This is a genomic window from Metapseudomonas otitidis (genome assembly GCF_900111835.1).
GTDB classification, from domain to species: Bacteria; Pseudomonadota; Gammaproteobacteria; order Pseudomonadales; family Pseudomonadaceae; genus Metapseudomonas; species Metapseudomonas otitidis.
This window is the reverse complement of record NZ_FOJP01000009.1, coordinates 94,884-111,985: the sequence shown is the minus strand read 5'-3', so window position 1 is coordinate 111,985 and position 17,102 is coordinate 94,884. Positions and strand designations below refer to the sequence as shown.

Annotated in this window: 24 protein-coding genes; 7 read left to right on the top strand and 17 right to left on the bottom strand. The window is 69.1% G+C overall.

All coding sequences use genetic code 11. From position 1 onward, the window contains the following. Positions 1-16: 16 nt before the first annotated feature. Entirely contained in the window at positions 17-517 is a 501-nt protein-coding gene (gene ureE / locus BM198_RS13190) for an urease accessory protein UreE (RefSeq protein WP_074970484.1), read from the bottom strand. Between the two features lie 171 nt (positions 518-688). Further along, positions 689-1,324 carry a TetR family transcriptional regulator gene (locus BM198_RS13185; protein WP_044401292.1) on the bottom strand — a complete coding sequence of 212 codons (636 nt, stop codon included), beginning with the start codon at positions 1,322-1,324 and terminating at the stop codon, positions 689-691. Positions 1,325-1,501: 177 nt separating this feature from the next. Here BM198_RS13185 and BM198_RS13180 point away from each other — a divergent pair, with 177 nt between their 5' ends. Together BM198_RS13180 and BM198_RS13175 are read left to right on the top strand one after the other, a co-directional pair. Further along, the gene (locus BM198_RS13180; protein ID WP_074970482.1) at positions 1,502-2,608 is read left to right on the top strand and encodes a ferredoxin reductase; all 1,107 of its coding nucleotides are present in this window, start codon (positions 1,502-1,504) and stop codon (positions 2,606-2,608) included. A gap of 11 nt (positions 2,609-2,619) precedes the next feature. Next, on the top strand, positions 2,620-3,702 hold the full coding sequence (locus tag BM198_RS13175; protein WP_074970480.1) for a fatty acid desaturase family protein: 1,083 nt from the start codon (positions 2,620-2,622) through the stop codon (positions 3,700-3,702). 2 nt (positions 3,703-3,704) lie between these two features. On the opposite strand, the gene BM198_RS13170 is transcribed toward BM198_RS13175, so the two are convergent. Next, complete coding sequence (locus BM198_RS13170) at positions 3,705-3,926, bottom strand: hypothetical protein (RefSeq protein ID WP_074970478.1); 222 nt, start codon at positions 3,924-3,926, stop codon at positions 3,705-3,707. A gap of 210 nt (positions 3,927-4,136) precedes the next feature. Beyond that, complete coding sequence (locus BM198_RS13165) at positions 4,137-4,610, bottom strand: hypothetical protein (protein WP_074970476.1); 474 nt, start codon at positions 4,608-4,610, stop codon at positions 4,137-4,139. Positions 4,611-4,885: 275 nt separating this feature from the next. On the opposite strand from BM198_RS13165, the gene BM198_RS13160 reads away from it, so the two are divergent. Beyond that, on the top strand, positions 4,886-6,925 hold the full coding sequence (locus BM198_RS13160; RefSeq protein WP_074970474.1) for an AsmA family protein: 2,040 nt from the start codon (positions 4,886-4,888) through the stop codon (positions 6,923-6,925). 15 nt (positions 6,926-6,940) lie between these two features. Here BM198_RS13160 and BM198_RS13155 read toward each other — a convergent pair whose 3' ends face one another. The 6 genes from BM198_RS13155 to BM198_RS13130 form a co-directional block, all read right to left on the bottom strand. Continuing rightward, entirely contained in the window at positions 6,941-7,387 is a 447-nt protein-coding gene (locus BM198_RS13155; protein ID WP_074970472.1) for a GyrI-like domain-containing protein, read from the bottom strand. Positions 7,388-7,470: 83 nt separating this feature from the next. Continuing rightward, on the bottom strand, positions 7,471-8,007 hold the full coding sequence (locus BM198_RS13150; protein ID WP_044401322.1) for a ferritin-like domain-containing protein: 537 nt from the start codon (positions 8,005-8,007) through the stop codon (positions 7,471-7,473). 114 nt (positions 8,008-8,121) lie between these two features. Then, positions 8,122-8,463 (bottom strand): osmotically-inducible lipoprotein OsmE, encoded by a 342-nt coding sequence (gene osmE, locus BM198_RS13145; protein WP_074970470.1) that lies wholly within the window; start codon positions 8,461-8,463, stop codon positions 8,122-8,124. A 148-nt stretch (positions 8,464-8,611) separates the two neighbouring features. Further along, positions 8,612-8,956 carry an osmotically-inducible lipoprotein OsmE gene (gene osmE / locus BM198_RS13140; protein WP_044401327.1) on the bottom strand — a complete coding sequence of 115 codons (345 nt, stop codon included), beginning with the start codon at positions 8,954-8,956 and terminating at the stop codon, positions 8,612-8,614. Between the two features lie 117 nt (positions 8,957-9,073). Further along, positions 9,074-9,286 carry a hypothetical protein gene (locus BM198_RS13135; RefSeq protein ID WP_044401330.1) on the bottom strand — a complete coding sequence of 71 codons (213 nt, stop codon included), beginning with the start codon at positions 9,284-9,286 and terminating at the stop codon, positions 9,074-9,076. A 95-nt stretch (positions 9,287-9,381) separates the two neighbouring features. Beyond that, entirely contained in the window at positions 9,382-10,647 is a 1,266-nt protein-coding gene (locus BM198_RS13130; protein ID WP_044401333.1) for an Hsp70 family protein, read from the bottom strand. Positions 10,648-10,778: 131 nt separating this feature from the next. Here BM198_RS13130 and BM198_RS13125 point away from each other — a divergent pair, with 131 nt between their 5' ends. Further along, positions 10,779-11,048 (top strand): PsiF family protein, encoded by a 270-nt coding sequence (locus tag BM198_RS13125; protein ID WP_044401336.1) that lies wholly within the window; start codon positions 10,779-10,781, stop codon positions 11,046-11,048. Positions 11,049-11,073: 25 nt separating this feature from the next. Here BM198_RS13125 and BM198_RS13120 read toward each other — a convergent pair whose 3' ends face one another. Both BM198_RS13120 and BM198_RS13115 read right to left on the bottom strand, forming a co-directional pair. Then, positions 11,074-11,511 (bottom strand): YqaA family protein, encoded by a 438-nt coding sequence (locus tag BM198_RS13120; RefSeq protein WP_074970468.1) that lies wholly within the window; start codon positions 11,509-11,511, stop codon positions 11,074-11,076. 40 nt (positions 11,512-11,551) lie between these two features. Further along, positions 11,552-11,869 carry a hypothetical protein gene (locus BM198_RS13115; protein WP_107331337.1) on the bottom strand — a complete coding sequence of 106 codons (318 nt, stop codon included), beginning with the start codon at positions 11,867-11,869 and terminating at the stop codon, positions 11,552-11,554. 250 nt (positions 11,870-12,119) lie between these two features. On the opposite strand from BM198_RS13115, the gene BM198_RS13110 reads away from it, so the two are divergent. Together BM198_RS13110 and BM198_RS13105 are read left to right on the top strand one after the other, a co-directional pair. Continuing rightward, entirely contained in the window at positions 12,120-12,989 is an 870-nt protein-coding gene (locus BM198_RS13110) for an isocitrate lyase/PEP mutase family protein (protein ID WP_074970464.1), read from the top strand. Positions 12,990-13,094: 105 nt separating this feature from the next. Next, a complete protein-coding gene (locus BM198_RS13105; RefSeq protein WP_044401346.1) occupies positions 13,095-13,361 on the top strand; it encodes a DksA/TraR family C4-type zinc finger protein in 267 nt (88 codons plus the stop codon). A gap of 7 nt (positions 13,362-13,368) precedes the next feature. On the opposite strand, the gene BM198_RS13100 is transcribed toward BM198_RS13105, so the two are convergent. The 5 genes from BM198_RS13100 to BM198_RS13080 form a co-directional block, all read right to left on the bottom strand. Beyond that, on the bottom strand, positions 13,369-13,959 hold the full coding sequence (locus tag BM198_RS13100; protein WP_044401348.1) for a hypothetical protein: 591 nt from the start codon (positions 13,957-13,959) through the stop codon (positions 13,369-13,371). A gap of 17 nt (positions 13,960-13,976) precedes the next feature. Continuing rightward, the gene (locus tag BM198_RS13095; RefSeq protein WP_074970462.1) at positions 13,977-14,378 is read right to left on the bottom strand and encodes a DUF3592 domain-containing protein; all 402 of its coding nucleotides are present in this window, start codon (positions 14,376-14,378) and stop codon (positions 13,977-13,979) included. Positions 14,379-14,510: 132 nt separating this feature from the next. After that, positions 14,511-14,855: a DUF805 domain-containing protein gene (locus tag BM198_RS13090; RefSeq protein WP_044401354.1), complete on the bottom strand. Its 345-nt coding sequence runs from the start codon at positions 14,853-14,855 to the stop codon at positions 14,511-14,513. A gap of 223 nt (positions 14,856-15,078) precedes the next feature. Then, positions 15,079-15,360, bottom strand: a complete 282-nt coding sequence (locus BM198_RS13085; protein ID WP_074970460.1) for a DUF2218 domain-containing protein — start codon at positions 15,358-15,360, stop codon at positions 15,079-15,081. 86 nt (positions 15,361-15,446) lie between these two features. Then, positions 15,447-16,088, bottom strand: coding sequence for an NAD(P)-dependent oxidoreductase (locus BM198_RS13080; RefSeq protein ID WP_074970458.1), 642 nt, complete (start codon positions 16,086-16,088; stop codon positions 15,447-15,449). Between the two features lie 105 nt (positions 16,089-16,193). Here BM198_RS13080 and BM198_RS13075 point away from each other — a divergent pair, with 105 nt between their 5' ends. Beyond that, positions 16,194-17,084, top strand: a complete 891-nt coding sequence (locus tag BM198_RS13075; protein ID WP_074970456.1) for a LysR family transcriptional regulator — start codon at positions 16,194-16,196, stop codon at positions 17,082-17,084. Positions 17,085-17,102 lie beyond the last annotated feature (18 nt).

Genomic DNA, 17,102 nt, shown 5'->3' with positions numbered 1-17,102 from the left:
GAGGGGCCGGCTTCGCTCACGGGCGCACTCCGAACTGGTGCAGGCGCGGGGCGTAGTTGAAGTCGGCTTCCAGTTGGTGGGAGTGGTGGTGGCCGCCGCCGTAGGCGCCGTGCTCGGGCTGGAAGCCGGCCTCCACGGCGGTCACCGTGGCACCGAGCTGTTCGAGCATGGCCTTGAGCACGTAGTCGTCCAGCAGGCGCAGCCAGCCGTCGCCGATCTGCAGGGCGACGTGGCGATTGCCCAGGTGGTAGGCGGCGCGGGTCAGTTCGAAGGCGTTGGCGCAGGTGACGTGGAGCAGGGCCTCGGGCCGGGCACGGACGCGCACGACGCGGCCATCCCCGGCCAGCAGGCAGTCGCCGTCGCGCAGGGGCGGCTGGCCCCGTTCGAGAAACAGCCCGACGTCTTCACCGGCGACGGTGAAGCAGCGCAGGCGGCTCTTGCTTCGCGCTTCGTAGGTGAGCAGCAGTTCTTCGTCCCACTGCTCGCGGGGCGGGAGGCGTTCCTGGATGACCAGCATGGGCAGTTCCGGCAGTGTGCAATGCCGGTGCCTCAGCAAGGGGCTTGCCAAGACGGCGAAACGCCCGGGGCGCGGGCCTGTGGCGCGTGGGTGCGCAAGGACGGGGCGCTCGGGTGCGCGCTATTGGTGCGTGGCGTGGGTCGAAATGGTGCGCTGACGCTTCGGTCAGCTTCAGGCCCGGCCGAGGCCGTGCCAGTGCTTGCCGCCGATCATGATGAAGCGCAGTTGCTGGGTGATCTTCGCCGCCGGGGTGAGGTGCGCCGGCAAGTCGCGGGCGGGCGGGTCGATCAGCTCGGGCAGGGTGGCGAAGACGGTCTTCACCACCAGGTCGGAGACCACGTCGAGGGCGTCGTCGTCCAGGTGCGGCATGCGGTTGATCAGCTTGAGGTCGGCGGCCAGGTCGTCGGTGATGCGCTCGCGCAGGGCGGCGATGGCCTGGCGCACCGGTTGCGAGCCGCCGTACTGCTCGCGGGCGAGGAACAGGAACTGGCCACGGTTGGCGGCGACGGCGTCGAGGAAGATGCGCACCGAGGCGTCGATGATCCCGCCCATCTCGAATTCGTTGTGGCGCACCACGCGGATGGTGGCGCGGAAGGTCTCGCCCACTTCCTCCACCAGGGCCAGGCCGAGCTGGTCCATGTCGGCGAAGTGGCGGTAGAAGCCGGTGGGCACGATGCCGGCGGTGCGGGCGACTTCCCGCAGGCTCAGGCTGCCGAAGCCGCGTCCGCTGTCCATCAGCTGGCGCGCCGCGTCCATCAGAGCGTGGCGGGTCTGCTGTTTCTGTTCCGAGCGGGGCGTCGTGGACATGGAGCGAAGTCGAGGCCGAAGAATGGGCCGCACTCTAGGGGCTGTCACCGCATTGGTGCAAGTTGCGCGGCGCCCGGTGGGGCTGGAGGGCGGGCGTCGGATTTTTCAGTGAACGACTGTTGACTGGAATTCCCGCCTTCAGGCAGCCTAGTGCACGACTGTTCACTGGATAGATCCATGGCCCTCATCCCCTTTTCCCTGGCCCGCCGACTCGGCGCGTGGCTGGCTCCGTTGCGTGCGCTGGTGCGCCGGGCCTGGCTGCGCGAGTCGGAGGTGGATTTCTTTCTCGCCCGGCTGCACCCGGTGCTGCGCCTGAACCGGGTGTTCGCCCGCGTCGAGGGGCGTCGCTGGGTGGCCCAGGACATGCTGGCGCTGACCCTGCGCTGCAACGGCAACGCCCGCCACTGGCGGGCCGGCCAGCACGTGCAGCTGCACCTGGCGCTGGACGGCGTGCGCCTGGCGCGCAGCTACAGCCTGACGGCCGTGCATGGCGATGGCCGTGTCGAGCTGGCGGTGCGCCGCCAGCCGGGTGGGCGCCTGTCCGGCCACCTGCTGGAGCGGGTGGAGGTGGGGCAGGTGCTGGAGCTGAGCCAGGCCGAGGGCGAGCTGAGCTGGCCCGAGGGGCAGGGCGATGTGCTCCTGCTGGCCGCCGGCAGCGGCATCACGCCGCTGCTCGGCCTGCTGCGGGAGGCGCTGGCGCGGGGCTTCTCCACGCCGGTGACGCTGCTGCACTACGTGCGCGAACGGGGCCAGCGGGCCTTCGTCGATGAGCTGCTGGCCCTGGCCCGGCGCTACCCGAACTTCAACGTGCGCTGGGGCCTCAGCGGCGATGCGCCGGCGCCCGGTGAACTGGCCGGGCGCTTCCAGCCGGAGCACCTGGCCGGCCTGGCACCTCGGGACCTGCTGGTCTGCGGCCCCCACGGCTTCGTCGACACGGTGCGCCAGTGGTGGCAGGCCGCGCCCCGCGCCGGTCGCCTGCAACTGGAGGCCTTCAGCCTGCCGCGTACGGCGCCGTCTTCGGCCAGCCAGACCGTGCGCCTGGGCTTCGCCCGCTCCCGCATCGACGGTGAGGGCGACACCCACGGCAGCCTGCTGGAACAGGCCGAGGCCCTGGGCCTGCGGCCGGCCCACGGCTGCCGCCAGGGCGTCTGCGCGCAATGCACCTGCCGGCTGCTCAGCGGTGCGGTGCGTGACCTGCGCAGCGGCGCCATCCAGCACGAGCCCGACCAACCCATCCGCCTCTGCGTCAGCGCCCCGGTGGGCGACGTGACGCTCGACCTGTGACGAGGACTGCCATGCGCCACGACCGCCCCCTCGATGCCGAGGCCGCCCGTGCCTTCGGCGAAGAACTGGACGCCCTGCGCCAGCGCACCCTGGCCGACCTGGGCGAGACCGACGCACGCTACATCCGCCGCGTGCGCAGCATCGCCCGGGCCTGCTGCTGGAGCGGCCGGGCCCTGCTGATGCTGGGCTGGTTCCCGCCCACCTGGCTGCTGGGCAGCCTGCTGCTGGGGCTGGGCAAGATCATCGAGAACATGGAGCTGGGCCATAACGTCATGCATGGCCAGTACGACTGGATGAACGACCCGGAATTCGCCGGGCGCACCTACGAGTGGGACATCGTCGGGCCGGCCGACTTCTGGCGGCACACCCACAACCACATCCACCACACCTACACCAACGTGCTGGGGCACGACGACGATGTCGGCTACGGGCTGGTGCGGCTGTTCCCCGAGCAGCGCTGGAAACCGTTCTTCCGCTGGCAGCCGCTGTGGGTGACGCTGCAGGCGCTGTTGTTCCAGTTCGCCGTGGCGGTGCAGCACCTGCGCCTGGACAAGTACCTCAAGGGCCGCATGACCCTGGAGGAACTGCGCCCGCGCCTGCGCACCTTCAACGCCAAGGTGCTGCGCCAGCTGGTCAAGGACTACGGGGTGTTCCCGCTGCTGGCGCTGCTGCTGGGGGCCAATGCCTGGGCGGTGCTGGCGGGCAATGCACTGGCGAACCTGATCCGCAACCTGTGGACCTTCACGGTGATCTTCTGCGGGCATTTCACCGAGCGGGCGGCAGTGTTCCCGCCGGAAGTGCTGGAAGGGGAGACCCGTGGCCAGTGGTACCTGCGTCAGCTGCGGGGCTCCAGCAACCTGGAGGGCGGCCCGCTGCTGCACTTCATGACCGGCAACCTCAGCCACCAGATCGAGCACCACCTGTTCCCCGACCTCCCGGCCCGCCGCTACGGCCAGCTCGCGGTGGAGGTACGGGAGATCGCCCGGCGCTACGGGCAGGAGTACAACACCGGGCGCCTGTCCCGGCAGTTCGCCACCGTGCTGCGGCGCATCTGGGTCTACCGCCGGCCGGAAGCCGCGCTGCCGGCGGCCTGACCTCAGGCGGCGCCGTGGGCGCGCAGCAGGCGGTCCGAGCCGCCTTCGGCCAGCCATTGGGCGGGGGCGTGCTGAACCCGGTTGCCGGCCAGCGGCTCCACCACCGGCCGTTCGGCCGCGCCATCGCGGGCTTCACCGAGCACGGGCGGGTGTTCGGCGGGCAGGGCAAAGGCGGCGCTGGACAGGACGCTGAGGAAGAGGGCGGCGAGGGCGTGGGCTTTCATGATCGGACTCCTCTGCAAGGTGTGAAAGACACGTTGCCTAGGGTACGGATCGGGCGCCCGGGGAGAAGTGAAGGTGGGCGATGGTGGTCATTGATGGAGGTGATGGCATTGATCCTGATAACCAGCTTGGCCCCGTAACACCTCATTGGGCACAGCCAACAAAAAGCCCGGCCTGTGCCGGGCTTTGACTGCAGTGACCGCTGGCTCGCATCAGGCCACGCGGTTGGAGCGATCAGCACCGCCTTCAGCTACGCGGAAGCCTTGGGTGCGAGCCGAGCCGTCCTCGGCGACGCGGAAGCCCTGGGTGCGGTCCGAACCGTCTTCAGCGACGCGGAAGCCTTGGGTACGAGCCGAACCGTCTTCGGCAACGCGGAAGCCCTGGGTACGGTCCGAACCATCCTCGGCGACGCGGAAGCCTTGGGTGCGAGCCGAGCCGTCTTCAGCGACGCGGAAGCCCTGGGTGCGGGCCGAACCGTCCTCAGCGACGCGGAAGCCTTGGGTACGAGCCGAACCGTCTTCGGCAACGCGGAAGCCTTGGGTACGAGCCGAACCGTCTTCAGCGACGCGGAAGCCCTGAGTACGGGCCGAGCCATCTTCGGCAACGGTGTAGGACACGGCGGATTGGACGACCGGTACAGCGAACAGGCCGGCGAGGAAGAGGACGGCGAGGGCTTGGCTTTTCATGGTGGTTCTCCTGGAAGTGGGGGGCCGTTGTGGCGACGGGGCCTATGTTCCGCAGCGGCACGCTGGTCAGGAAGTGAACAACCGCGATAGTCGCCATCGACATCGCTGATGGTTGGAAATACCTTGTCGAATCAGTGCCTTGCGCCCCTTGGGCGGCGCGCTGCGAGCGTGATCCGAGTGACGGGGCGGCTCGTTTGCGGAGTCATCCGGTGCGTTTGCCAGTCGGATGGGAAAGGCCGGTAGTGGCTCGCTGATACCGAACACGGGAGATAGGCATGACGCGCGGACGCAGAATCCTCGCTTGGACCGTTGGCAGCCTGGTGGCCGTGCTGGTCGGGTTGGGGGTGTTCATCGCCACCTTCGACTGGAACCGCATCAAGGCGCCCCTCAATGAGCGGGTGTCCGCAGCCCTTGGGCGGCCGTTCGCCATTCGCGGGGACCTGAGCGTGAGTTGGCAGCGCGAGCCCACCGAGCCCGGCCTGCGCGCCTGGGTGCCCTGGCCCCACGTGAAGGCCGAGGACCTGGTGCTGGGCAACCCGGAGTGGGCCGGTGAAGGCCCCTTCGCCAGCCTGGCGCGGGTGGAGCTGAGCCTGTCGCCGCTGCCCCTGCTGTGGAAGACCGTGAGCATTCCCCGCATCGACCTCACCGAACCCCGAGCGGACCTGCGGCGCCAGGCCGACGGGCGCAACAACTGGACCTTCGACACCCCGCAGCAGGACGGCGACGCGCCGTCGGCGTGGACGCTGGACATCGGCGCCATCGGTTTCGACCAGGGCGAGGTGAAGGTGGACGACGCCCCCACCCAGACCCGCCTCACCCTGCAGGTGGACCCGTTGGGCCAGCCCATTCCGTTCAGCGACATCGTCGGCGAGCAGGTCGCCGGCAAGGCGGCGGAGCAAGGCGCCACGCCCCAGGACTACGCCTTCGGCTGGAGCGCCAAGGGGCGCTACAAGGGCCAGGCCCTGACGGGCACCGGCAAGGTCGGCGGCCTGCTGGCGCTGAAGGATGCCCGGCGGCCGTTCCCGCTGCAGGCCGATGTGCGCATTGGCGCGACCCGTATCGCGGTGGCCGGCACCCTCACCGATCCGACCCACCTGGGGGCGTTGGACCTGCGCCTGGCGCTGTCCGGCGACAGCCTGGGCAATCTCTACCCGCTCACCGGCGTGACCCTGCCGGACACCCCGGCCTATTCCACCGATGGCCGCCTGGTGGCGCAGTTGCGCGACGCCGGTGGGGCGCAGTTCCACTACCAGGGCTTCAACGGCGCCATCGGCGACAGCGACATCCACGGCGACCTGCATTACCTGGCAGGCCAGCCCCGGCCGAAGCTCTCCGGCGCGCTCACCTCCAACCAGCTGCGCTTCGCCGACTTGGCGCCGCTGATCGGCGCCGATTCCAACGCCGAGAAGAAGGCCCGTGGCGTCACCCGCCAGCAGCCGGCGGACAAGGTGCTGCCGGTGGAGGAGTTCCGCACCGAGCGCTGGCGGGTGATGGATGCCGATGTGCGCTTCACCGGCAAGCGCATCGTCCACAGCGACAAGCTGCCCTTCAACGACCTCGAGGCCCACCTGGTGCTGGACGACGGCACGCTGAGCCTTGAACCCCTGCGCTTCGGCATGGCCGGCGGCACCCTGGAGTCCACCGTGCGCCTGGAGGGCGGCCGCGTGCCCCTGCAAGGCCGCGCCCGCCTCAGTGCGCGGCACTTCAAGCTCAAGCAGCTGTTCCCCACCTTCGAGCCGATGCGCACCAGCTTCGGCGAGCTGAACGGCGACGCCGACCTGGCCGGCAGCGGCAACTCCGTGGCGGCGTTGCTGGGCAGCGCCAACGGCAACCTCAAGCTGTTGATGAACGACGGCGCGGTCAGCCGTGGGCTGATGGAGATCGCCGGCCTCAACCTGGGCAACTACCTGGTGGGCAAGCTGTTCGGTGACGACGAGGTGAAGATCAACTGCGCCGCCGCCGACCTGCAGGTGACGCGAGGGCTGGTGACGCCCCGGCTGTTCCTGCTGGACACCGAGAACGCCCTGGTGCAGGTGGACGGCAGCGCCAACCTGGCCAGCGAACGGCTGGACCTGACGGTGAGCCCCGAGTCCAAGGGCTTGCGCATCTTCTCCCTGCGCTCGCCGCTCTACGTGCGCGGCACCTTCAGGAAGCCCGATGCCGGGGTCAAGACGGTGCCGCTGCTGGCGCGGGGTGCGGGCATGGTGGTGCTGGGGGCGGTGGTGGCTCCGGCGGCCGGGCTGCTGGCGCTGGTGGCGCCCAGCGAGGGCGGCAGCAACGCCTGCCAGGGCCTGTTGGCCAAGCCCTCGCGCTAGGCGAGGGCGGCGGGGTCAGAACACCGGCACCCAGAGCAGGGTTTCCGACTTCGGGTCGTGGGGGCCGTGGAAGCCGTCGCCGTATTCCTCGAAGCAGATGCCGGGGCTGGCCTCCAGCCCGCGCTCGGCGAGCAGGAAGTCGTGGATCACCTGGAAGCTGAGGGCGATGTCCGGCGTGCTGCCGACGTGGGTGAACACGGCGTAGCGACCGGCGGGGACCTCGATCAGGGTCATGCCGTCCGGCACCGGGGTGCCGGGCTTGACCGGGTAGCCGGCCAGATAGCCCAGCTCGCCGTTGGGGCGGTGCAGGCAGAGCCCGCAGGGCACGCCATCGCGGCCGCTGATTTCCTCGCTGCGGGGCAGGAAGCGCTCCCACAGCTGGCCGATGTCCTCGGGCGGGGCGTCCGGACGTTCCAGTCCGATGACCTGAAAGGCGGGGCGTTCGATGATGCGCGCGCGCATGGCCGTGTCCTCTTCGGCAGTCTGCTCGGCAGACTGTGCGGCCAGCGCGCGCCGGGATCAAGGGGCATGATGGCCCCGGGCGATCATTCCTTGAGGTCTTCGAGGATATCGGCCATGTCGTCGGCGTGTTCCTCCTCCTGGGCGAGGATCTCCTCGAACAGGCGGCGGGTGGTCGGGTCCTTGTCGCCGAGGAACTGCACGATCTCGCGGTAGCTGTCGATGGCGATGCGTTCGGCGATCAGGTCCTCGGTGACCATCTCGCGCAGATTGCGGCCGGCCACGTACTGGGCGTGGGAGCGCGCTTCCAGCCCGGCGGGGTTGAAGTCGGGCTCGCCGCCCAGCTGCACGATGCGCTCGGCCAGCTGGTCGGCGTGCTGCAGCTCCTGCTGGGCATGTTCGAGGAACTCGGCGGCGGCGATGCTCGCCTTGAGGCCGGTGGCCATGTAGTAGTGGCGCTTGTAGCGCAGGTGGCAGACCAGCTCGGTGGCCAGGGCTTCGTTCAGCAGGCGCAGCACGGTGGGGCGGTCGGCGTTGTAGCCCTCGGTCACGGCGCCATCCAGCACGTTCTGGCGGGCGCGCTGGCGCAGGGTGTTCACATCGGTCAGTTGCACGTCACTCATCACGGTTCTCCTTCACGGGTTCTCGGGCCGTGGCGCGACTCTGGGGTCGCAGGCGCAGCGGCCTCCCTGGTGTGTGAGTGCGGCGAAGCGGGAAAAGTTTAGGAAATCTGTGCCTCAGAACAGCCCGTCGCGTTCCACCGTCTCGCGCTGGCCGCAGGTCATGAAGCCGCTGTGCTGCACGCGGCCATTGGCGCCGAAGCTGACGTGGTAGGCCTGCTGGTGGCCCTGGCGGTTGAGGATGTAGTTGTTGCACGAGCCGGGGTGGATGCTGCGCTGGACGATGGAGGACGGGCGTCCGCCGATGGCCAGCACCTGCTCCTTGCTCATGCCTTCCTTGACCAGGCGCACCAGGGGCTCGTTGCGGAAGGTGAGGTAGTCGGTGGGGTTCTCGATCTTCGTCGCACAGCCGGCCCCCGAGGCCAGAGCGGCTGCAAGCAGGAGCGCGCGTGAATGCATGCACAGTCCCCGTCATGTTCGGCTGTTGATAACAGCGCTTGGACAGCAGGGAGCGCCCGCGGTTCGCCCGGATCGGGGCGGCGGGTGTGCGTCAGTCGGCAAATTCGGCACGGGGCCATCCCGGGGCGGGGCCCCGGGAGGCGTGGCATCAGCGCTTGGCGGCCTCGGCCTCGTTGCGCTCGTGCTGCTCGCAGGTCATGAAGCCCTTGCCATCGACCCGGCCGTTGGCGTCGAAGCTGACGTAGTAGGGCTGCTGGTGGCCTTCCTTGTTGAGCACGTAGTTGTTGCAGGTGCCGGGGTGCACCACGCGACGCACTTCACTGGAGGGCGGGCCGCCGAGGGTGAGCACCTGCTGGCGGTCCATGCCGTCTTCCACCTGCTTCACCAGTGGCTCGTTGCGGTAGGTGACGTAGTCGGTGGGGTTTTCCAGCTTGGTGGCGCAACCGGTCACGGCGGCCAGGGCCAGGGCGGCGGGCAGGATGTGCTTGTACATGAAGGTGTCCTCGTATGGGGCGCGGTGGGCCTACGGGACTTTCGAGCACGGGCTCGCTTGGAGAGTTCGAGGAATATTTGCAGGGCGCCCTGGCGGATCGGCAGGGGCGACGCGGGTTCAGCGGGCGGCGTCTTCGGCGGCGTCCAGGCGGGCCTGGTTCTGGGCGTTGGCCTGGTCGATCTGCTGCTTGAGCTGGTCGGCCTGCTGTTGCAGCTGGCGGGCCTGGTCGGCCTGTGCCTTGGCCTGGGCCGCGCCGGTGGCGGCGGTTTCGCCGAGGCCGCAGCCGCTGAGCAGCAGGGCGGCCAGGGTGAGGAGAAGCGGTGTGCGCATGAGGGTGTCTCCGGTGACGAGGCCCTCACGGTGCTCCCGCCGCCCGGCGCCGGCAAGCGGGGCCGGCGCGAATGGGCGCGGGGGCCGACCTGCGGTCAGCCGTAGCGTTTGCGCGCTTCGATGGCCAGGCCGCTGCCGATGCTGCCGAAGGCGTTGCCTTCGACATGGCGGGCGTTGGGCAGCAGGTCGGCGACGCAGCGGCGCAGGGCGGGAATGCCGCTGGAGCCGCCGGTGAAGAACAGCGTGTCCACCTGCTCCAGGGCGACACCGGCCTGGGCCAGCATGGCTGTGACGCTGGCGCGGATGCGCTCCAGCAGCGGACCGACGGCCTCCTCGAAGCCGGCGCGGTCCAGCGGCGCCACCAGCCCGGGCTCGACGCGGCCGAGGTCGATGGGGCGTTCCAGGGCTTCGGTCAGCTCGATCTTGCTGTCTTCCACCTGCATGGCCAGCCAGTGGCCGGCGCGCTGCTCGATGAGGCGGAACAGGCGGTCGATGCCGGTGGTGTCGACGATGTCGTAGCGCATGTTCTTCAGCGCCAGCTGGGACTTCTGCGCGTAGACGGCGTTGATGGTGTGCCAGGTGGCCAGGTTGAGGTGCACGCTGGTGGGCATCAGCGCGTCGCTCTTCATGCGGCTGCCGTAGCCGAACAGCGGCATCACCCCGGCGAGGGAGAGCTGCTTGTCGAAGTCGGTGCCGCCGATGTGCACGCCGCCGGTGGCGAGGATGTCGCCCTGGCGGTCGGCCACGTCGCGGCGCGCAGGCGACAGGCGCACCAGGGAGAAGTCGGAGGTACCACCGCCGATGTCGACGATCAGCACCAGCTCCTCGCGCTGGATCTCGCGCTCGTAGTCGAAGGCGGCGGCGATGGGTTCGTACTGGAAGGAGACGTCCTTGAAGCCGAGCTTGTGGGCGACGGCCACCAGGGTGTCCTGGGCCTCGCGGTCGGCCTCGGGGTCGTCGTCGACGAAGAACACCGGGCGGCCCAGCACCACCTGCTCGAAGGGACGGTCGGCGGCGGCTTCGGCACGCTTCTTCAGCTCGCCGATGAAGATGCCCAGCAGGTCCTTGAAGGGCAGGGCGCTGCCCAGCACGGTGGTCTCGCTCTTGAGCAGCGGCGAACCCAGCAGGCTCTTGAGCGAGCGCATCAGGCGGCCTTCGTAGCCTTCCAGGTATTCGTTCAGGGCCTGGCGGCCGAAGGCGGGGCGACGCTCTTCGGTGTTGAAGAAGATCACCGACGGCAGGGTGACCTTGGCGTCCTCCAGGACGATCAGCGGCTCGCAGTCCGGGCGCCACCAGCCGACGGTGGAGTTGGAGGTGCCGAAGTCGATGCCCAGGGCGCGGGCGGGGAGGGTGGTGCTCATGGTACGAACGGTCCGGGGGTGGAAAAACGGCCGCGCACTATACGCGAGGCGAGGGCGGGTTGCGCGCCTGGCCCGGCGCAGTCCGTCGCACCGTCTAGACTTGCCGGCACCACCGCCCTGGGAGTCACGCCATGAAGACGCTCCGCCTGCCCCTGCTCGTCCTCGCCCTGCTGGCCAGCCTGCCGACCCTGGCCGCCACCCCGCAGGAGAAGATGAAGTCCTGCAACGCCGACGCCACCGCCAAGGGGCTCAAGGGCGACGAGCGCAAGGCGTTCATGTCGCAGTGCCTGAAGATCACCCAGCAGGAACGCATGATCAATTGCAACAAGACGGCCTCGGACAAGGCGCTCAAGGGGGACGAACGCAAGGCCTTCATGAGCGAATGCCTGAAGAAGCCGTAGGCCGCTCACGGCCCGTCGCGACGACTTATCCCCAGCCCAGCGCCAGGGCCGCCACCACGGCGTAGCGGCCGGCCTTGGCCAGCAGCACCAGCAGCAGGAACACGCCGAGCGATTCGCGCATCAGCCCGGCCACCAGGGTGAGCGGGTCGCCGACGATCGGCAGCCAGGACAGCAGCAGGGTCCAGCGGCCGTAGCGCAGGTAGTGCCGACGGGCCCGCTCGATGGCGGATTCCGATACGGGGAACCAGCGCTTCTGGCGGAAATCCGCCAGGTAGCGCCCCAGCAGCCAGTTCACCAGCGAACCCAGCACGTTGCCGACGGTGGCCACCAGCAGCAGCGCCCAGGTCGGCTGCGCGCCGTTGAGCAGCAGGCCGAGCAGCACGGCCTCCGACTGCAGGGGCAGCAGGGTGGCGGCGCCGAAGGCGGCGAGGAACAGGCTGGTGTAGGCGAGCAGGTCGGTCATGCGGGCGGGGAGCGAGGGCCGGCGGGCCCTCGCGGGGGGATCAGCGGGTGCCGTTCAGCTTCACCACGTCACCGGAAACGGTGGTGGTGTAGCCGGTCAGGACCCAGGCCCAGAACCAGTCTTCCTGGACCTGGGTGTTGATCATTGCGTCGCCGCCCTTGGCCTTGATGGCGGCCTGCTGGGCGCGGACGAAACGGTTGTTCTGCTGCACGGGGATGAAGCCCACGACCAGCAGGCCGGTGGCGCTGGCCTGGCTATGGCCGATCACGGTGTACTGGCTGCTGTCGAGGTTCTGGGTCTTCATCGGGGTGCCGGTGCAGCCGGCGAGTACCAGGGCGGACAGCAGGCCTGCGGCCATCTTGATGCGGTGTTTCACGGGTATCTCCTTGGGTTGGGCTCCGGCGATTCGTTCGCTGGGATGCGCAATCTAGCGGAGCGGCGGGGCCCAGGTGAACTGCTTTCTGCGGGGGCATCGCTTCCGTTAAGGAAGCTGAAAGACGGAGGCGCGTAGAATGCGCCCACGGCCTATCCGCCGGTCGGTGTGACCTGGGGGTGCGATACTTGCATCCTTCTCGTCGATCAACCTTGCCTGCTGTCTGGACATCACAATGAGAAGAGCCTCCCACCATGAATTGCGCACGGCGTTCCGTGCGTTGCTGAACTCCTCCGCCTGCTACCACACCGCTTCGGTGTTCGACCCCATGTCCGCGCGCATCGCCGCCGACCTCGGTTTCGAGGTGGGCATCCTCGGCGGTTCCGTCGCCTCGCTGCAGGTGCTGGCAGCGCCGGACTTCGCCCTCATCACCCTCAGCGAGTTCGTCGAGCAGGCCGTGCGCATCGGCCGCGTGTCCCGCCTGCCGGTGATCGCCGACGCCGACCACGGCTACGGCAACGCCCTCAACGTGATGCGCACGGTGGTGGAGCTGGAGCGCGCCGGCATCGCCGCGCTGACCATCGAGGACACGCTGCTGCCGGCCCAGTTCGGCCGCAAGTCCACCGACCTGATCAGCGTCGAGGAAGGCGTCGGCAAGATCCGCGCGGCCCTCGAGGCGCGGGTCGACCCGGACCTGGCGATCATCGCCCGCACCCACGCCGGGGTGCTCGGCACCGACGAGGTGATCGTCCGCACCCAGGCCTACCAGGCCGCCGGTGCCGACGGCATCTGCATGGTCGGGGTGGAGGACTTCGAGCACCTGGAGGCCATCGCCGCCGGGCTCCACGTGCCGCTGATGCTGGTCACCTACGGCAACCCCAAGCTGCGCGACAACCAGCGCCTGGCCGACCTGGGCGTGCGCATCGTGGTCAACGGCCACGCCGCCTACTTCGCCGCCATCAAGGCCACCTACGACTGCCTGCGCGAGCAGCGCCACATCGACACCAGCGCACCGGAACTCAGCGCCACCGAGCTGACCCACAAGTACACGCTGCCCGAGGACTACATCGTCTGGGCGCGGGAGTACATGAACGTGAAGGAATAGCCCGGAGCGACCTCCACTTGTCGCCCATCGGCCCACGGCCTTGCAAAAGGCCGCCGGCCGCCCGCATAACTCCAGGGTCATCGACAGCGAGAACGGGAGGTCGGGATGGCCAGTGGCTGGGCGGGAGACGGCGCGGTGCAAGAGCAGATCGACAGCACCATCGAAGACGCCGTGCAGCGGGCACGCAGCCAGTTGCCCAAGGGCGAGAGCCTTACCCATTGCGAAGAATGCGACGCCGTGATTCCCCAGGCACGCCGCGAGGCGGTGCCGGGCGTGCGCCTGTGCGTGAACTGCCAGGCCGAACACGACCGCGAGAACGCCGCGTACGCCGGCTACAACCGGCGCGGCAGCAAGGACAGTCAGTTGCGCTGAGGGCGCGTCAGAACAGCGCGCCGAGGTAGGCCGCGCCGCCGGCGCCCGCCTGCAGGCCGACGTTGGCACCGCCCATCACCAGGGCGCCACGGGCCGACTTGAGCAGTTGCTGGGTCAGCATCGGCGACACCGAGAGGCTGGTCAGCGGGCTGGCGTTCATCAGCATCACCGCCGCCAGCAGCTTGGCGTCCAGGCCGAACAGCATGGCCGTGCCGGAGACCCCGGCGAGCACGCCGGCGCCCACTTCCATGTACAGGCAGGGCCCGGTGATCTCATCGCGGGTCAGGTCGCGGTCCTTGATGTCGTCGGCGACGAACACCGCGCCGTCGCTGGGGAAGGCTTCCGCCGCCCCGGCACCGCCGATGCTCTTGCCCTTGATCTTCACGTCCACCTTGCCGAAGCGCGGCAGCTTGGCGCCGATACCGAGGCCGGCGCCGATGCCGCCGTAACGGAACGGCAGGTCCTGGCCCTGGGGCGAGCGCAGGGTGATGGAGCCGCCGCCCCCGGCAACGAAGGCGATGGTCAGGCCACCGCCGCTGGCGGTGACGTACTGCCAGCGGCTGGGGTTGGCGGGGAAGGGAATGGGCATCTGCGACATGGGTACGTCCTTGTGGGTCAGGGGCGGCGGCCGAAGAGGGTCATCAGGCCGGTGGCGGTGAACACCGCACCGAGTACGCCGAGCAGGGCGGCGGTGCCCCACAGCGCGCCGAAGTCATCCACCACGGCACTGCCGGTGGGGTCGTTGGCCTGGTAGTGGACCTTCACCGGCTGGCCGACCTGGTAGCCGAAGATCAGCCCGCCCTGGGGGTAGGAAACCCGGGCGCCGGTGCTGTCGGTAAAGGCGATCTCCGGGTGCGAGCCGCCGGCGTTCAGGGCGACCACGGCGCCGTCGGCGATCAGGGCCGACTGCAGGAAACCCATGCGGGAAGAGGCGTTGATGGCCATGGCGGCCAGCAGGGCCAGGCCGAGGAGGGCGAAGAGACCGCCCTTGAAGAGGGATACCTGGGGTTCCGACATCCTGTGGGTTCCTGAACGTCCGTTTCTGAAAGCAAGAAAGCAAAACGGGCGGTTGCCCGCCCGTTGCAGCGACTGCCGTGGGACAGTCGCGTCGCCCGAGGGTTCCCGTTCAGGCGGGAACCCCGGCCTGGATCAGGCCTTCGGGTTGGGACCGTAGGCGTTCTGGCCCGGGTCGCTGTCCTTGGCCAGCAGGTAGATCAGGTACAGGCCGACCAGCGGGATCAGGGCGATCAGCATGAACCAGCCGCTCTTGCCGATGTCGTGCAGACGGCGGGCGGTGACGCCCAGGGCCGGCAGCAGGACGGCCAGGCTGTACAGGTTGGCCAGCGGCAGCAGCTTCTCGCTGATCACGCCGAAGATCACGGTCAGCGCGATGGAGATCACGAGGTTCACCAGGGTGAACATCCAGTACTCCTTGCGACGCGCACGGCCGTTGAAATCAAAATATTGCTTGAGGCACTTCAAATACCATTCCATTGCGGAACTCCCTTTCTTCGCCGCCTGGCGGCTGTTCATATCGATTGATGCCAGGCGTTTGGACATGGCTGGCAGGTGCTGCATGGGTCATGCAGGGACGGGACTATAGCGTTTCGTAACAAGCCGTTGCGTGTGCCGGTTCACGGGCCAGCAAATTGCCACCCAGTCAATTTCGGGTGGCGTGGTCACGGTCAGGCGCGTGCGATGCCCGTCCCAGACGGCCTCAGTGCCAGTTCAGCTGCAGCGCTTCCTGCCAGGCGAAGCGTTCGAAGTGGCTGGCCATCACCTCCTTGAGTCGTTCCAGGCTGACAGCGTCTTCGGCTTCTACCCGAAGCGTCAGGCCGCCGGCCTCGGCCTGGAGCAGGCCGAGGCCGATGTCGAACTGGATGCGCCCCTGCTGTTCGTCATGGCTGACGGGGATGCGGTGGGCGAAGTGCTTGCACAGCCGGCTGATGTAGCGGGCCGGGGTTTCGGTGACGACATGGGTGGAGGCGACGAGGGTCATTGAGGGACTCCTGAACGGTGGAAACGGGAGCAGGCCGCCGGAAAAACCGGCGACCTGATTGGGTAACGCAGGGCGGGCACCCGGCTTCAGTAGCCGACGGTGAAGCGCTTGTGCAGGTGCTGGGGGTTCTCCAGCTCGTCGACGATGGCCACCGCCAGGTCGGCCACGGTGATGCGCGCCGGGTGGTCGCCGTCCATCAGCAACTCGTTGCCGCCAATGCGGAAGCGGCCCGTGCGTGCGCCCGGCTCCAGCAGCGCCGGCGGGGAGAGGAAGGTCCAGTCCAGGTCGGTCTCGGCCTGGATCAGGTTCAGCGCCTGGCGTGCGCCCTCGGCGCCTTCCTTGTACTCGGCGGGGAACTGCGGGGTGTCGATCAGTTGCAGGCCCGGCGCGACGTACAGGCTGCCCGCCCCGCCCACCACCAGCAGGCGACGGACACCGGCCTGGCGCACGGCGTCGAAGATGGCGCGGGTGCCCTGGATGAACTGCTCGCGGATGTCGGGGTTGCCCCAGCCGGGGTTGAAGGCATGCACCACGGCGTCGTGCCCGGCGAGGACGGCGGCGGTGGCGGCCACGTCGTGGATATCGCCCTTCACGGCGGTCAGGCGTTCATGGGCCGGCAGTTTTTCCGGGTGGCGGACCAGGGCGGTGACCTGGTGGCCGCTTTGCAGGGCTTCCTGGACGACGGCGCTGCCGACGAAACCGGTGGCACCGAGGATGGCGATCTTCATGGCTGTCTCCTGTTGAGAATCGTTTGCGACGGTCGCCATCTTGCAGCTGGATAATCAGCGGAAAAAGTGGCAAAAACCGCTTTCACAATTAAGCAGGGCTTACGAATGGAGCAGCTCAAGCGCATGGCGGTGTTCGCCACAGTGGTGGAGAAGGGTTCGATGGTTGCCGCCGGCGAAGCCCTGGGCATGAGCGCGTCCGCAGTCAGCCAGCAGATCCGCAAGCTGGAGGACGCTACCCAGGTCAGCCTGCTCCACCGCACCACCCGCAAGCTCACCCTCACCGAGGCCGGCGCGCTGTTCTACCGCAACTGCGCCCAGGTGCTGGAGCTGGCGCAGCAGGCCGAACAGCGCCTGGCGGAGCTGCGCGATGCGCCGGTGGGGGAGCTGCGCATCGCCGCCCCGGTGGGCTTCTCCGATCGCATGGTCACCGAGGCGCTGGCACCCCTGCTGGCCGCCCACCCCGGGCTGACGCTGCGGCTGTTCTTCGACGACGAGCAGATCGACCTGGTGGAGCGGCGCATCGACCTGGCCATCCGCGTCGGCCGCCAGGACGACTCCAGCCTGGTGGCGCGGCACCTGGGGGACTGGCCGTCGCTGCTCTGCGCCGCGCCCGGCTACCTGGCCCGGCTGCCGGCCATCGTCCGTCCCGAGCAACTGCTGGAGCTGGACTGGGTGACCCTGCATGCCGAGCGCGCCCTGGGGCCGATCACCCTGGTCGGGCCCGGCGGCGAGGTGCAGCGGCTGCGCATCGAGAGCCGCGTCAGCTGCAACAACATCCTCTCCGCGCGCAGCTTCACCCTCGCCGGCGCCGGCCTGTCCCTGCAGCCGGAACCGGAGATCCGCGAGGAGCTGGCCAGCGGCCGGCTGCTGCGGGTGCTGCCCGACTGGCGCCCGCCGGAGATCGGCCTGTACATCGTCACCCCACGGCGCGACGCGCAGCCGGCCAAGGTGCGCTATGCCATCGAGGCCTTGCGTCACAGCCTGTCGCGGCGCTGATGGTCCTGTCGGCGCGCA